The organism is Candidatus Halobonum tyrrellensis G22 (genome assembly GCF_000495475.1).
Classification (GTDB): domain Archaea; phylum Halobacteriota; class Halobacteria; order Halobacteriales; family Haloferacaceae; genus Halobonum; species Halobonum tyrrellense.
The window spans coordinates 1-14520 of sequence record NZ_ASGZ01000064.1 but is presented as its reverse complement, the minus strand read 5'-3'; the positions used below and the strand labels follow the sequence as shown (position 1 = coordinate 14520).

General features: G+C 71.6%; 15 protein-coding genes. 10 read left to right on the top strand and 5 right to left on the bottom strand.

Going from position 1 to position 14520, the window contains the following annotated elements; all coding sequences use genetic code 11:
* Window positions 1–29: 29 nt before the first annotated feature.
* A complete protein-coding gene (locus tag K933_RS15590; protein ID WP_023395715.1) occupies window positions 30–863 on the bottom strand; it encodes an aldo/keto reductase in 834 nt (277 codons plus the stop codon).
* A 120-nt stretch (window positions 864–983) separates the two neighbouring features.
* Between K933_RS15590 and K933_RS15585 the strand changes: the two genes are divergently transcribed.
* A complete protein-coding gene (locus K933_RS15585; protein ID WP_023395714.1) occupies window positions 984–2036 on the top strand; it encodes a Gfo/Idh/MocA family protein in 1053 nt (350 codons plus the stop codon).
* 90 nt (window positions 2037–2126) lie between these two features.
* Window positions 2127–3374: a mandelate racemase/muconate lactonizing enzyme family protein gene (locus K933_RS15580; protein WP_049947941.1), complete on the top strand. Its 1248-nt coding sequence runs from the start codon at window positions 2127–2129 to the stop codon at window positions 3372–3374.
* Between the two features lie 74 nt (window positions 3375–3448).
* On the opposite strand, the gene K933_RS15575 is transcribed toward K933_RS15580, so the two are convergent.
* Window positions 3449–5113 (bottom strand): pectate lyase family protein, encoded by a 1665-nt coding sequence (locus K933_RS15575; protein WP_023395712.1) that lies wholly within the window; start codon window positions 5111–5113, stop codon window positions 3449–3451.
* Window positions 5114–5302: 189 nt separating this feature from the next.
* On the opposite strand from K933_RS15575, the gene K933_RS15570 reads away from it, so the two are divergent.
* The 5 genes from K933_RS15570 to K933_RS15550 all read left to right on the top strand — a co-directional run bounded on the left by K933_RS15570 (window position 5303) and on the right by K933_RS15550 (window position 10709).
* Window positions 5303–6439 (top strand): mandelate racemase/muconate lactonizing enzyme family protein, encoded by a 1137-nt coding sequence (locus K933_RS15570; RefSeq protein WP_023395711.1) that lies wholly within the window; start codon window positions 5303–5305, stop codon window positions 6437–6439.
* A 106-nt stretch (window positions 6440–6545) separates the two neighbouring features.
* Window positions 6546–7016: a universal stress protein gene (locus tag K933_RS15565; protein WP_023395710.1), complete on the top strand. Its 471-nt coding sequence runs from the start codon at window positions 6546–6548 to the stop codon at window positions 7014–7016.
* A gap of 95 nt (window positions 7017–7111) precedes the next feature.
* Window positions 7112–7963: an NAD-dependent epimerase/dehydratase family protein gene (locus tag K933_RS15560; protein ID WP_023395709.1), complete on the top strand. Its 852-nt coding sequence runs from the start codon at window positions 7112–7114 to the stop codon at window positions 7961–7963.
* A gap of 171 nt (window positions 7964–8134) precedes the next feature.
* Window positions 8135–9571, top strand: a complete 1437-nt coding sequence (locus K933_RS15555; protein ID WP_023395708.1) for a family 4 glycosyl hydrolase — start codon at window positions 8135–8137, stop codon at window positions 9569–9571.
* Between the two features lie 55 nt (window positions 9572–9626).
* Window positions 9627–10709, top strand: a complete 1083-nt coding sequence (locus K933_RS15550; RefSeq protein ID WP_023395707.1) for an LLM class flavin-dependent oxidoreductase — start codon at window positions 9627–9629, stop codon at window positions 10707–10709.
* Between the two features lie 67 nt (window positions 10710–10776).
* Here K933_RS15550 and K933_RS15545 read toward each other — a convergent pair whose 3' ends face one another.
* From K933_RS15545 to K933_RS15535, 3 genes are all read right to left on the bottom strand, one after another.
* Entirely contained in the window at window positions 10777–11103 is a 327-nt protein-coding gene (locus K933_RS15545) for a hypothetical protein (protein ID WP_023395706.1), read from the bottom strand.
* A 103-nt stretch (window positions 11104–11206) separates the two neighbouring features.
* Entirely contained in the window at window positions 11207–11860 is a 654-nt protein-coding gene (locus K933_RS15540; protein WP_049947940.1) for a ThuA domain-containing protein, read from the bottom strand.
* 59 nt (window positions 11861–11919) lie between these two features.
* Entirely contained in the window at window positions 11920–12162 is a 243-nt protein-coding gene (locus K933_RS15535) for a hypothetical protein (protein ID WP_049947939.1), read from the bottom strand.
* A gap of 137 nt (window positions 12163–12299) precedes the next feature.
* Between K933_RS15535 and K933_RS15530 the strand changes: the two genes are divergently transcribed.
* The 3 genes from K933_RS15530 to K933_RS15520 all read left to right on the top strand — a co-directional run.
* Window positions 12300–13502: a UxaA family hydrolase gene (locus tag K933_RS15530; protein WP_023395703.1), complete on the top strand. Its 1203-nt coding sequence runs from the start codon at window positions 12300–12302 to the stop codon at window positions 13500–13502.
* On the top strand, window positions 13499–13855 hold the full coding sequence (locus tag K933_RS15525; RefSeq protein WP_023395702.1) for a UxaA family hydrolase: 357 nt from the start codon (window positions 13499–13501) through the stop codon (window positions 13853–13855). Before K933_RS15530 ends, K933_RS15525 begins: the two co-directional genes overlap by 4 nt.
* The coding region (locus K933_RS15520) for a UxaA family hydrolase (RefSeq protein WP_023395701.1) at window positions 13852–14520 on the top strand (669 nt) is incomplete at its 3' end. The genes K933_RS15525 and K933_RS15520, both read left to right, overlap by 4 nt.

Below are 14520 nucleotides of genomic sequence, written 5' to 3'. Positions count from 1 at the left end.
ACCGCCGACGCGGGTGCCGGGTCGACGGGTTACGCCAGCCGGTCGAGTTCGTCGTCCGAGAGGTCGATGTCGGCCGCCGCGAGGTTCTCCTCGAGGTGGTCGACGCTCGCCGTCCCCGGGATCGGGAGCAACACCGGCGAGCGGTGGAGCAGCCACGCGAGCGCGACCTGGTAGCGCGAGGCGTCGTGGGCCGCCGCCACCTCGTCGAGCGCCTCCGCGCGCGCGTCGAGGTCGGCCTTGTCGAGCGGCGAGTAGGGGACGAACCCGATCCCGTTCGACTCGCAGTACTCCAGCAGTTCCTCGTCGTCGCGGTTCGTCAGGCTGTACTCGTTTTGGACGGTCGCCACCTCGACCACGTCGCGCGCGGCTTCGAGTTGGTCGACGGTGACGTTGCTGAGTCCGACGTGGCGGACCACCCCGTCGTCCCGGAGTTCCGCGAGCGCGCGCACCGACTCCACGAACGGGACGTGCGGGTCGGGGCGGTGGTACTGGTAGAGGTCTATCTCGTCGACCCGGAGCCGAACGCGGCTCCGGAGCGCGGCGTTCTTGAGGTACGCCGGCGAGCCGTTGAGCACGGTGTCGCCGTCGGGCTGTTTGCAGATGCCGCCCTTGGTCGCGACCACCAGGTCGTCGCGCGAGGCGTCCACCGCCTCGCCGACCACGAGTTCGCTCGACCCGTTGCCGTACATGTCCGCGGTGTCGACGAAGTCCACCCCCGAGTCGACCGCGCGCTCGACGACGCGTCTCGCCGCCTCCACGTCGTCGGTCCAGCCCAAGTTCCCCGACCCCGCGAGGCTCATCGCGCCGAATCCCAGTCGGTGCACCTCGTCTTCGCCGCCGATCTCGAACGTGTCGTCGACCATCGTGTGGACGGTCGGGCAGTCCGGGTATAAACGCGGCGGGCGCGCCGCGTCGACGCCGCGGGGGCCGTTTCGCCGACGACAACAGTTATGGGACCGATCTCCGTAGCCGCAGCCAGCCACATGACACACCAGACAGACCCGTCCACCGTCGCGGTCGGTCTCGTCGGGGTCGGCAGCATCGGGATCAGGCTCGGCCGGCAGTTCGTCGAACTCGCGGGGTCGGAACTCGTCGCCCTCTCGGACGTCGACCCCGAGGGGCTGGCGGCCGCGGGCGAGGAACTCGGCGTGCCCGCCGAGTCGCGCTACGAGTCGTACGAGACGATGCTCGACGCGGCACCGCTCGACGCCGTCGCCATCGCCACGCCGAACGGCCTCCACTACGAGCAGGCGACGGCGGCGCTCGACCGCGAGTTGCACGTGCTGTGTGAGAAGCCGCTCGCGACCGACGCCCGCGAGGCGTACGACCTCACCCAGCAGGCGGAGGCGAGCGACCGGACGTTCATGGTGGGCTACCAGCGCCACCTCAACCCCGCGTACGGTCTCGCCCGCGAGCGGTGGGCGGAGGGCGACCGCGAGCCGCGGTTCGTCACCGGCGAGATCACCCACGACTGGCGGTCGTACTACGAGACGATGGACGACTGGCGGATGGACCCCGAACTCTCGGGCGGCGGCCACCTCCTCAACGTCGGCACGCACGTCGTCGACGCCATCCTCTGGACGACGGGGCTGACCCCGACCCGCGTCGACGCCTACGTCGACTTCCACGACGACGAGGAGGTGTTCGACAAGCAGTCGTCGACCACGATCCAGTTCGAGGAGGGCGCCGTCGCGAACGTCTCCGACACCGGCGTCGTCGCGCGCACGCGCGAACACGTCCACATCTGGGACGAGGAGGGCGCGGTGTACCTCGAAGGGCAGGAGTGGGACGACCGCACCGGGTTCGTCATCGACGACGAGGGGACCGAACACCGACCCTACCAGGGGTACGAGCGCCGGCTGAGCAAGGGGACCGCGTTCCTCGACGCCGTCGAGACGGGCGAGGCGCCGCCGGCGACCGCCCGCGACGGGCTGAAGGCGGCGCTGGTGACGCTCGCCGCCTACGAGTCCGGCCGGCGGGACGAGCGGGTCGACCTCTCGGAACTGTACCCGTTCGCCGACGACGTGTTCGCGTAGGCTCGGCCGGTCGCGCGTCCCCGGCCGACCCGTACGCCGTCGAACTGACCCATCCCCGGACTTATGCTCCTGGGGGGGAACTCCGAGCGTATGCGGATCACGAACGTCAGCGGTCACGCGCTCTCGTCGCCGATCGACCCGCCCCAGGAGCGCCGGTTCCACGGCGGGGTCAGACGCCTGTTGAAGCGGGACGTCGTACTCGTGGTCGTCGAGACGGCCGGCGGCGACCGCGGCGTCGCCACCGCCGGCGCGAGCAGTTCGGCCATGCGCGAGTACTTCGAGGGCGACTCGCAGGGAACGTTCGCGGACGTGGTCGACGACGAGGTGGCCGACGCGCTCGAAGGCGAGACGATAGACGAACCGGCGGACGCCGCCGACCCGATCGGCGACCTGAACCTGCCCGAACGGCTCCACGCCGAGGCCCGCTCCGCGGTCGACGTCGCGCTGTGGGACCTCCGCGGGAAGGAGGCGGGCGCGCCCATCTACGAACTCCTCTGTGAGGAGTACGACACGGAGCCGACCCGCGAGATGCCGCTGTACGCCAGCGCGGGGATGTACATGGAGCCGGAGGGGTACGCCGAGCAGGCAGAGACCCTCGAAGAACTGGGGTTCTTCGGCTACAAGTACCGCCCCGGCATCGGTCCCGACGGCGACGAGCGGACGGTCGACCTGCTCGCGGAGGCGACCGACGGGATGGAGGTGATGCTCGACGTCCACACGTGGTGGAAGATCCGCGACGGCTACGACCGCGAGACGGTTCGAGACATCGTCTCGCACGCCGCCGACCGCGGCTGCTACTGGGTGGAGGAACCCGTCGCGCCCGACGACCGCGACGGCTACCGCGACCTCGCGGGGACGGGCGCGCCGCTCGCGGGCGGCGAGAGCGAACCCACGCCCGAGGGGCTGGTCGAACTCGGCGAGACGGGCGCGGTCGACTTCCTCCAGGGCGACGTGCGTCACCACCACGGCTACACGGGCTGTCGCCCCGCGGTCGAGTTCTGTGACGGCCGCGACGTGGAGTTCGTCCCGCACAACTTCGGGACGTGGGTGGGCCTGCTCGCGAACGCCCACCTGGTCGCCGCCGCGCCCGACGTCTCGCTGCTGGAGTACCCCGTCTTCGAGGACGACCCCGTGCTCGATGCGGGCGACGACCCCGACCCGGGGATGTACCCGTTCGACCTCGCGTTCGACATCCTCGACGGCGAGCCGTCGGTCGAAGACGGCCGACTGACCGTCCCCGACGGGCCGGGTCTCGGGATCGAGGTGGACCTCGACGTGGTGGACGACTACCCGTTCGAGGAGGGTCCCTGGACGGAGTTCCACTACGACGGCGAGTAGGTCCGAACGGGGGGCGGCGACCCGCGGACCCTCGCTCCCTCAAACGCCGCCGGCCGGCACCGAGGGCGACGGCGTCAGTGCTCGCTCGGCAGGTCGACCCGGATCGAGTGGTCGCCCGGGCCGTACGTGCCGGTCGTCGCGGAGAGGAGTTCCTGCTGGTCGACGGTGTCCACCGAGAACTCGTCGGTGGGCGCGGAGTGGACAGCCAGCGACAGGACCACCCCCTCGCAGTCGTCGGCGACGGTGAAGTGGACGTGCGCCGACGCGCCGTCGTCGTGGCTGACGATGTGGCCGTAGTCGAGGCAGTTCCGGAGCTCCGCGCTGGCCCACGCCGACCCGCGGTCGACGATGCCGTCGGCGGGCGTGCCGCGCGCGAACCGCATCAGCCGGTCCTGGTCTGCGTACAGGCCGTCCTCGCCCAACTCCTCTATCGGCTCGCCCCCGAGGAAGTCGACCTGGTAGTACTCCACCTGCGCTTGCTCGACCCGGACCGCGTGGGATTCGAGCCACTCCGCGAGCCCCGACTCGGGGACGTCCAGCGAGCGGGTGTTGACCGCGAGGTCGGGGTAGCCGCCGACCGCCTCCTGGCTGTCGATCCACTCGCCGCCGAACGTCCGCACGTCGCTGATCACCCGGCGGTCGTTGGCGGTCCGGTCGGCCGGCCGCGCGCCCGCGTACGCGAGCGCGTGGTCCTCGGCCGCCTCCGCCGACAGCGGCTCAAGCCCCTCGGGCCACACCGGCGGCTCGTCGACCTGTATCAGGTCGGGACCGACCATCGGCGTCTCGGGGTCGGTGACGTTGTCCGCGATGTACGCCTCGGCGCTGCCGCCCTCGATGTTGTAGTCGCCGTCGTCGACCCGGAGGTAGGAGTTGGCGACGATGCTCGCCACCGTCGAGTCGTCGACGTTGGTCGCCTCGTCGTAGTGGTACATCACGTTGTTCACGACGGCGCTGGCCGTCTCGGCTTTCAGCCGGGGGTTGCGCCCGATGTTGTGCGCCCAGACGTTCCCCAGCAGGGCGACTCCGGTCGACCCGTCGCCGACGAGCGTCCCGTACGAGTGGGTCCCCTTCGGGTGGGTCGAGTCCGCCAGCCCCTCCGCCATGATGCAGTTGGAGTAGGTGGTGTCCACCGAGTCGTAGCCGGGCGAGCCGTTCTCGTCGACCGCCCACGTGATCGAACAGTGGTCGATCACGTTGTTCTCGGTGCCGTCCGCGGTCCGGATGCCGTCGGGGATCCACCCCTCCTCCTGGCCGGCGTCGCCCGGGCGCACCCGGACGTGCCGGAGGAGACAGTCGTTCGCGTCGACCCACACCCCGCCGCGGATCAGCGTGACCCCCGGCGAGGGCGCCGTCTGGCCCGCGAGGTAGAGTCCGTCCTCCTCGATGGTGAGTCGCTCCGCGCCCAGGTCGACGGTGCCGCTCGTCTCGAACACGACGACCCGCGGACCGCTCCGGTTGACCGCCTCCTCGAACGCCTCCCGCGTCGGTTCCGTCACCCTGTACACCGGCGTGTCGTCGTCGAGCCACGGCGCGGCGTCGGCGAACCCGTCGCTGGGGTCGAAGTACGACCCCGCTCCGGAGCCGCCGGACTCGCTCGCTCCGCCGCCGTCCGACTCTCCTGGTCCACCGCCGTCCGACTCCGTTCCGCCGTCGTCCGCGGCCGCGTTCCCGGCGAACGCGCCGGCGCCGATACCCGCCGCTCCGAGTGCTCGTAAGAGCGTGCGTCTGTCGTGATTCATCGAAACCGCCGCCTAATCATAATAGTAAATCAGTATAAAACTTAGGAGTAGAGTCCGCGAGCGCCGGGTGGCGGAGCGACGGCACCCGGCGAGGGTCGACGCGGGCGGCGCGCGGACAGTGCGCGGACGGCGCACGGACGGCACACGGGCAGCGCAAGCTATATCCCGTCGCTCGCCGCCGGATCCGCCATGCGAGTAACCGACGTCGAGGTGATACCGATCGCACACACGCTCCCCGAGGGCGAGGGACTGGGCGACGCCCGCGGGTTCGGTCGGTCGCGCTCCACCAGCCTCCTCCGGGTCGAGACCGCCGACGGGCAAGTCGGGTGGGGCGAGGCGTTCGCGCCCGGCAGCGTCGTCGCGCCCGTCGTCGACGAGTTCTTCCGCGACGCCGTCGTCGGGATGGACCCGCTCGACGCCGAGGGGCTGGCGGCCGAGTCGTACACCGACCCGTACCACTTCGGCGCGAGCGCATTCGTCCAGAGCGCGCTCAGCGGCATCGACGTGGCGCTGTGGGACCTCCGCGGGAAGGAGGCCGGCGAACCCGCCTACCGCCTGCTCGGCGGCGGCCGCCGCGAGACGCTGACGGCGTACGCCTCCACGATGTACTTCACCGAGGGGGAGGACGACGCCGCCGAACAGGTCCGAGCGGCCGTCGACGAGGGGTTCGACGCGGTCAAGATCAAGATCGGCAGCGGGACCGACGAGGACGTGCGCCGCGCCCGGATCGCCCGGGAGACCCTCGGCGACGACGGCCGGCTGATGGTCGACATCAACGGCAACTACCGGCCGCGGCAGGCGATCGAGACGATCAAGGCGCTGGAGGAGTTCGACGTCGCGTGGGTGGAGGAGCCGGTGCCGCCGGAGAACTACTCGGGCTACCGCGAGGTGAAGTCGCGGACCGACGTGCCGATCGCGGCGGGGGAGGCCCACTACGGCCGGTTCGCGTTCAAGCGGCTGATCGACGACCGGACGGTCGACGTGGTCCAGCCCAACCTCGGCCGCTGCGGCGGCCTCTCGGAGGCGCGGCGGATCGCCGACATGGCGACCACCGAGAACGTCGCCGTCCGCCCGCACGTCTGGAACAGCGCGGTCGGGCTGGCGGCGGCGGTCCAGTTCGCCGCGAGCGTCGACGACTACCCCCACGTCCGGCACGTGCCCGAGCCGATGCTGGTCGAGTTCGACCGGAGCGACAACCCGCTGCGCGAGGAGATACTGGCGTCGCCCATCGACCCGAGCGGCGGCGAGGTGACCGTGCCGACCGACCCCGGTATCGGGGTCGAGGTGGACGAGGAGGCGGTCGAGCGCTACCGCGCCGACGGCTGAGTGTCGGCGGCGACGGCGGCCCGGGCGTCGGTCGTCCCCTGCCGCGGTCCGTCCGCGCCCCCGCGGTCCGCCGTACTTTTATCTACGAGAGCCACCATCGCCCGGTATGCAACCCGCACTGGTGGCTATCGACGACGACGACTCCGACGACGCGAACGAGCGACTGCTCCGCGAGGCGGGGCGGACGGCCGCGGGCACCGGCCGCCCGCTGGTCCTGCTGGCGTGGGTGACGCGTGACGAGGTAGAACAGAACGCCGAGACGCTCCAGTCGATGAGCGACGCGATGGGGGGGTCGTTCGACGCGAGCGAGGCGCGCGACGTGGTCTCGCGGTTCGTGGCCGACGCGGCCGAGGAGGCGTTCGCCGAGGTGGACGGCGACGTCGACTACGAGACGATGAGCGTCGTGACCGACGGCGACCCCGCCGACGCCATCCTCGACGCCGCCGCCGAGCGGGACTGTGACCACGTGTACGTCACCGGGCGGAAGCGCTCGCCCACCGGGAAGGCGCTGTTCGGCGACACCGCCCAGCAGGTCGTGCTCGACTTCGACGGGTTCGTGACCGTCGCCACGCGCTGAGAGGGCGCCCGAACCGCCCGAGTGCGCCCCGAGCGACCGTCGAACCCGACGGGCGCGGACGGAACCGTTTTACCGCTGGTCGCCGCGTTGCCCGTATGGCCACTGACGTGCTGGTGACGGGCGCGTACGGACGCTGCGGCACCGCGATCATCGACCACCTCCACGACCGCGAGGAGTACGAGTTCACCTACTACAACCGCTCGGACCGCGACGACGACCACCCGTACGGCGGCTACGACACCGTCGTGGGCGACGTCGCCGACAAGGAGGCGCTGACGGCGGCCGCCGAGGGCCGCGACGCCATCGTCCACCTCGCGGCGTACCCCCACGCGAGCGGGTCGTGGAGCGACGTGTTCGAGCCCAACGTCGTCGGGATGTACAACGCGCTCGAAGCCGCACGCGAAAACGAGGTGGAGTCGTTCGTGTTCGGGTCGACCAACCACGTGATGGGGCTGTACGAGGAGGAGTTCGCACCGGAGCTCTACTCGGCGGAGAGCGACCTGGTGCTCGACCACACCGACCCGGTCCGGCCGGACTCCTACTACGGCGCCTCCAAGAGCTTCGGCGAGGACCTCGGCCGCTACTACGTCGAGGCGGAGGCGTTCCCGACGCGGTTCTACGCGCTCCGGATCTGTACGGTCAACGGCCCGGAGTACGACCACCCGTACGGCGACGCCGAACAGCGGGTCGAGGAGGGGGAGTTCGAACGCGACAGCGACGAGTACGACGAGTGGGTCGCGCGGATGAAGGCGATGTGGCAGTCCCGGCGCGACTTCGCGCACCTGGTCGACTGCTGTCTCGACGACGACGACGTGGAGTTCGGCATCTTCTCGGGCGTCAGCGACAACCGGACCCGGTGGTACGACCTCGAACACGCCCGCGCGCGGCTGGGCTACTCGCCGCAGGACGACGGCGCGGAGTGGGACGCCCCGCCCGAGGAGGCGTGAGCGTGCGTCCGCGTCGTCGGACGCGGTAGCGCCGGCGTCCGAGCGCCGGCGTCCGAAGCCGCGACGCACGCGCCCCGGTGGGGTTCGACCCGCCCGCCCGGCGCGGCGCGGACCGGCGAACCCGACCGACAACAGCAGCTATTTGTCGCCCGCTTCGGTAGCACGCACCACATGTATCAGCTCACGGAGCACGAGCAGGAGCGAGAGCCGACGGGTCGGACCCGGACGGTGAAGTTGGGGTACGTCGGCGGCGGCAGTCAGGGGTGGGCGCACACGCTGATCAACGACCTCGCGCAGTGTCCGGATCTGGCGGGCGAGGTGGCGCTGTACGACGTGGACCACGACGCGGCGGCGCGTAACGCCGAGTTGGGCAACCAGGTGACCGACCGCGACGAGGCGGTCGGCGACTGGACGTTCGAGGCGTACGAGGAGATGGGCGACGCCCTGGAGGGCGCCGACTTCGTCGTCTGTTCGACCCAAGACCCCCCCGAGGAGACGTTCGCACACGACATCGACCTCCCCGAGGAGTACGGCATCTACCAGCCCGTCGCCGACACCGTCGGTCCCGGCGGGGCGGTGCGGGCGCTCCGCGCGATTCCGCAGTACCGCGACATCGCGGCGACCGTCCGCGAGCGGTGTCCCGACGCGTGGGTGATCAACTACACCAACCCGATGACGGTGTGCACCCGGGCGCTCTACGAGGAGTACCCCGACATCAACGCGATCGGCCTGTGTCACGAGGTGTTCAAGACGCAGGAACTGTTCGCGGAGATGGCCGAGCGGTACGTCGACGGCGCCGACGACGTGAGCCGCGACGACGTCGAGGTCCAGGTCAAGGGGATCAACCACTTCACGTTCGTCGACGAGGCGCACTGGCGCGACCACGACCTCTTCGAGTACCTCGACGAGGAACTCGAACGCCGGAAACCCCTCCCGGGGTTCGAACCGGGCGACATGGACGGCGAGTCCTACTGGGTCAACAACCAACAGATCGCGTTCGACTTCTACGACCGGTTCGGGCTCTTGGGCGCGGCGGGCGACCGCCACCTCGCCGAGTTCGTCCCCTGGTACCTCGACATCGACGAACCCGAGGAGGTCCAGCGGTGGGGGATCCGACTCACGCCGAGTTCCGCGCGCGTCGGCGACGACGAGGGTCCCGACGAGATGGAGGAGTACCTCTCGGGCGACGAGGAGTTCGAGTTCCACGACTCGGGCGAGGAGGCGGTCGATATCATGCGTGCACTCCTCGGCGAGGAGCCGTTCGTCACCCACCTCAACTACCCCAACGAGGGCCAGGTCGCGAACCTCCCGGAGGGCGCGGTCGTCGAGACGAACGCCATGCTCACCGGTAGCGGCGTGACGCCGCTGTCTGCGGGCGACCTCCCCGAGCAGGTCCGCACGCTGGTCGACCGACACGTCACCAACCAGGAGACGCTCATCGAGGCGGGCTTCACGGGCGACCTCGACCTGGCGTTTCAGGCGTTCCTCGCGGAACCGCTGGTGACGATCCAGCGCGACGAGGCGCGCGAACTGTTCGCCGAACTGGTCGAGACCGAACGCGACTACTTCGGCGACTACGACCTCGACGCGAACGTCCTCCAGGGGTAGACGCCCCCGCGGGACGCGGGTAGCTATTTACTCCGGGCGGTCGAGACGGCGGACGATGACCGACACGCGCGCGGAGGGGCTGACGTTCGGCTGTCAAGTGGCCACGTACGGCGACGTCGGGGCGGCGGTCGACCACGCGGTCCGCGCGGAGCGGGCGGGGTTCGACACCATCACCGTCCCCGACCACCTGTTCCACCCGACCGACTCCGAGGAGTACCTCACCGAACCCGCCTGGGAGGCGTTCTCGGTGCTGGGTGCGATCGCACAGCGGACCGACGAGGCGCTGCTGATGCCCGGCGTGAGCGACTCGGTGCGGCGTCACCCGAGCGAACTCGCGCACGTCACCGCGACGCTCGACCGGATGACCGACGGCCGCGCGGGCCTGGGTATCGGCGCGGGCGAGGCGTTCAACTTCGCGCCCATCCGCGACATCGACTGGGACGACCCGTACACCCGGTTCCGCGAGGCGGTGTCGGTGGTCGACGGGCTGTGGGCGTCGACGGCGGCCGACCCGCTGTCGTTCGCGGGCGAGTACTTCGAACTCGACGACGCCCACCTCGGGTTGAAGCCCGTCCAGGAGCCCCGGCCGCCGCTGTGGGTCGGCGGCTACGGCCGGAGCATGCGCGGGCTGACCGGCGCGGTCGCGGACGGCTGGTTCCCGTGGGTGTACTCCCCGGAGGTGTACGAGCGGGACCTCCAACACGTCCTGAACGTGGCCGAAGACCGCGGACGCGACCCCGCCGACCTCGATTGCGCGGTGATGGTCCCCACCACCGTCGCCGACGACGGCGACGCCGCCCGCGAGGCGTCCATCGCGCGCAACCGGACCAACCTCGCGCTCCGGCCGCCGCTGCTCGCCGAGATGGGGTACGAGGAGGTGGCCGAGGAGACGCCGGTCATGTGGCAGATGGCGTTCGACGACGACCAGTTGAGCGAGTTGGAGGCGGCCGCCGAACGCATCCCCGACGAGGCGGTCGACGCCATCAGCGTCTCGGGCGACCCCGAGCGCGCGATAGAACGGGTCGAGGCGTTCCGCGACGCGGGCGTCGACAACCTCGTCGTGATCCCGGTCGGCGACTTCGAGGAGACGGTGCGCCACTACGAGGAGACCATCATCCCCTACTTCGCGGACGAGTAGCCGCCCGACCGCTCCCCGGTCCGTCCGGTTCGCGGTCGGTCTCACCCGGCGTCCTACTCGTCGACCGCTACTCGCTACTCCCCGACTCCGTCTCCCGCCCGCGGCGGGGGTCGGCGTCGGACGCGTCCGACGGGGGCGACCCGCCCGCTCGACCCGCCGCGTCCGGGCGCGGGTCGTCGCCGTCGGCGTCGTCGTCCGGGCGGAAGTGGGGGGCGATGCGGTAGCGGTGGTAGACGGTCCACCCGACCGCGACGGCCGCGGTCACGGCGAGGTACGTCGGCGTCCACCCCGGCCCGAACTGGTCGGCGAGCCACGTTCCCGACAGCATCGCCGCCAGCACGAACACGAACACGGACAGGTCGGTCGCCCGGACGCCGGTCGAGGTCGAGTCCATACCCCGAGAACGCGGGCGGGCAGGATAAACCTCGGGACAGTCCGCGGCGTCGAGACCCCGAGAGCGGGGGGCGGACCCCCGGGTGCGGACTCGCGCCGACGGCTCAGGCGCCGGCGACCCAGCCGACGGCGTTCCGCAGGAGCCGCCGGTAGGAGTCGGTCTCGAACGCGTCTTCGGTGTGGCCGAGCGAGGCGTAACACACCCGGCCGTCGCCGTACGGCTTCACCCAGACGACGGGGTGGTCGGGCAGGTCCGGGTGGTCCATCCGCGCGAGCACCCGAACGTCGTCGTCCACGTCGACCTCGTACGGTTCGTCGTACACCTCGAAGTCGTCGACCCCCTCGGTCACCGGGTGGTCGTCGACGACGTCGACGCCGAACGTCGACTGCTCGGGGTGGCCCGTGAAGTGACCCCCCACGAGGTCGCGGAGTTCGGGGAACGGGTCGTCGCGGTGGTCGAGTCCGCCGTCGCCGTCGGCGAGGCTGGTGAGGTCGGACGCGGAGTGAACGCCGAGGTAGCCGCCGCCGTCGGCGACGAAGCCGAGCAGTCCCTCCCGCTGGTCGTCGGTGAGCGTGCTGTCGGTGGTGTAGTCTATCACGAGGTCGTACCCCGAGAGGTCGGTCAGCGCGTCCTTGTCGGTGGTGAGCGTCGCGTCGGCCGCGTCGCCGAGCGCCGCCTCCAGCGCCGGGCCGAGGTCGTCGAGGTCGTGAAACGGGAAGCGGGTTTCGCCGAGCACGAGCGCGGTGGGTGGAGACACGACTCGGCTCTCGGCGGACGGAAGAAAGAACGTTTCGGCGCGCGGGTCGTGCGGCCGGGCTACCAGTTCGACTTGAGGCGGAGGTCGTCGGCGGTTCCCTCCTCGACGTGGTCGCCGTGGAGTTCGTTCGACGCGTGGTCGTCCCACCCGAGCATCTCGCGAAGTTTCTCGGGGAGCGCCGCGTCGTCGTCCCGGTCGACGGTCGCCCGGTCGCCGTCGACGTCGCGCACGGTCCCGATCCGGTCGCCCTCGGCGGTCAGAACGTCCTTTCCGCGGTCGTCGTCGGTGAACTGTCGGGTCATCGCACACGGAACTCGACGGGAGACGGAGAAGAGTCCGTCGGCCGACCGCGACGGAACGGCCGTCACACGACGGAGCGGCCGACCGCGGACGGCGCCGACGAAACGCCTATGACCCGCGCTACCGAACCGCTCGGTAGATGGATACGAGCCACGAGTTCACGGGCTACCGGCGGGCGGACGGCCGGGTCGGCGTCCGCAACCACGTCGCCGTCCTCCCGGCGTCGGTGGCGGCGTCGAGCGTCGCACGCGGACTCGCCGACGACGCGGGCGCGTGGGCGCGGGCCACCCCCCACCAGATGGGGACGACCCAGCCCGACCCGGCGCGCGAACAGACGCGGCGCGTCCTCGCGGGCGTGGGGCGCAACCCGAACGTCGGCGCCGCCCTCGTCGTCGAGTTCGGCACCGAGGACGTGACGGCCGACGAGGTGGCCGACCGGGTGGCCGAGACCGGAAAGCCGGTCGAGACGCTGTCGGTCCGCGACGCCGGCGGGACGCGGGCGGCGCTCGACCGCGGGGCGGAGCGTCTCGCGGGCCTGAAGGCGGCCGCCGACGAGGCGCGCCGCGAGACCGCCGACGCGGGCGAACTCGTCGTCGGCGTCGAGTGCGGCGGCAGCGACGCCACCTCGGGCATCGCGGCCAACCCGGCGGTCGGCGAGGCGTGCGACCGACTGGTCGCGGCGGGCGGCACCGCCAGTTTCAGCGAGACGCCCGAGTTCATCGGCGCCGAACACGTCCTCGCGGAGCGGTGCGCCGACGCGGAGACCCGCGAGCGCCTGCTCGACCGGGTCGAAGAGCGCGAGGCGACCGCGGACCTGATGGGGGTCGACCTCCGGGGCGCCCAGCCCTCGCCCGGTAACCAGGAGGGCGGGCTCACCACCATCGAGGAGAAGAGCCTCGGCGCCATCTCGAAGGGCGGCACCACCCCGATTCGGGGGATGGTCGACTACGCCGAACCCCTCCCCGTGGGGGGCGGGCTGGTCCTGATGGACACTGCGGGCTACGACGTCGAGAGCGTCGTCGGGAAGGTGGCGGGCGGCGCGCAACTGGTCGCGTTCACCACGGGCCGGGGGAGCACGACCGGCAACCCCATCGCGCCGGTGCTCAAGGTGACGGGCAACCCCGAGACGTACGAGCGGATGACCGACAACATGGACGTGAACGCGGGCACCGTCGTCGAGGGCGAGGAGTCGGTCCGCGAGGCGGGCGCGCGGGTGTACGACGAACTGCTCGCGGTCGCCGACGGGCGGCGGACCGGCGCGGAGCGCCGCCGGATGGAGGAGTTCGCCATCACCGAGGTTCAGCCGAACGAACTCGCGGCGAACGAGGGTGAGGGCGCGTGAAGGGCGTCGTGGTCGGCGGCGTCGGCCTGGTCCTCGACGCCGACGACACCGTCGCGACCGCGCTCGAAGACGCCCCCGCGGGCACCGAACTCGACTACGACGGCCGGACGGTCACGCTCGCGGAGGAGGTGCCGTTCGGCCACAAGTTCGCGCTCGAACCGCACGCGGCGGGTGCGACCGTCTACAAGTACGGCGAGGCCATCGGCCGGGTCACCCGCGACGTCGGCGCGGGCGAGTGGGTCCACACCCACAACTGCGAGAGCGCGCGCGGCCGGGGCGACGTGGCGGCCGCAACGGCGAACGGGGACGGAGCGAACGGGAACGAGTCGAGCGGGACGGAGGCCCAGCGGTGAGCGCGGAGCGCGCGGAACGCGGCGAGCGGACGTTCGACGGCTACCGCCGGCCGGACGGTCGGCTGGGCGTGCGCAACCGGGTGCTGGTGCTCCCGTCGGTCATCTGCTCGCACACCGTCGCCGAGGGCATCGCCGACCGCTCGCCCGACGCGGTCGCCGCGCCCCACGACCACGGCTGCGGGCAGTTGGGCGCCGACAGCGACCAGACGAAGCGCGCGCTGGTCGGCGTCGCCTCCAACCCCAACGTCGCCGGGACGCTCGTGGTCGGCCTGGGCTGTGAGAAGGTGCGCAGCCGCGACGTGGCCGCGGCGGTCGACGACCGGGGGCTCCCCGTGCGCGAACTCACCATCCAGGACGCCGGCGGGACCGAGGCGTGTACCGACCGCGGCGCGGCGGCGGTCGAGGCGCTCTCCGAACGGGCGGCCGCGGCGACCGCCGACCCCGCGGGGCTGGGCGACCTGACCGTGGGTGTCGTCGTCTCCGACCTCGACGACTCGACGGTCGAGCGTACCCACCCGCTCCTCGCGGGGGTGATAGAGCGGGTGACCCGCGCGGGCGGCCGGGTCGCGGTCGCGGGCGCCGAGCGGTTCGCGGCCCACCCCGAGGCGGCGCGCGCGCGCGTCGACGGCCACCCCGACGCGCTCGACCGGGTGCTCGACGCCGAC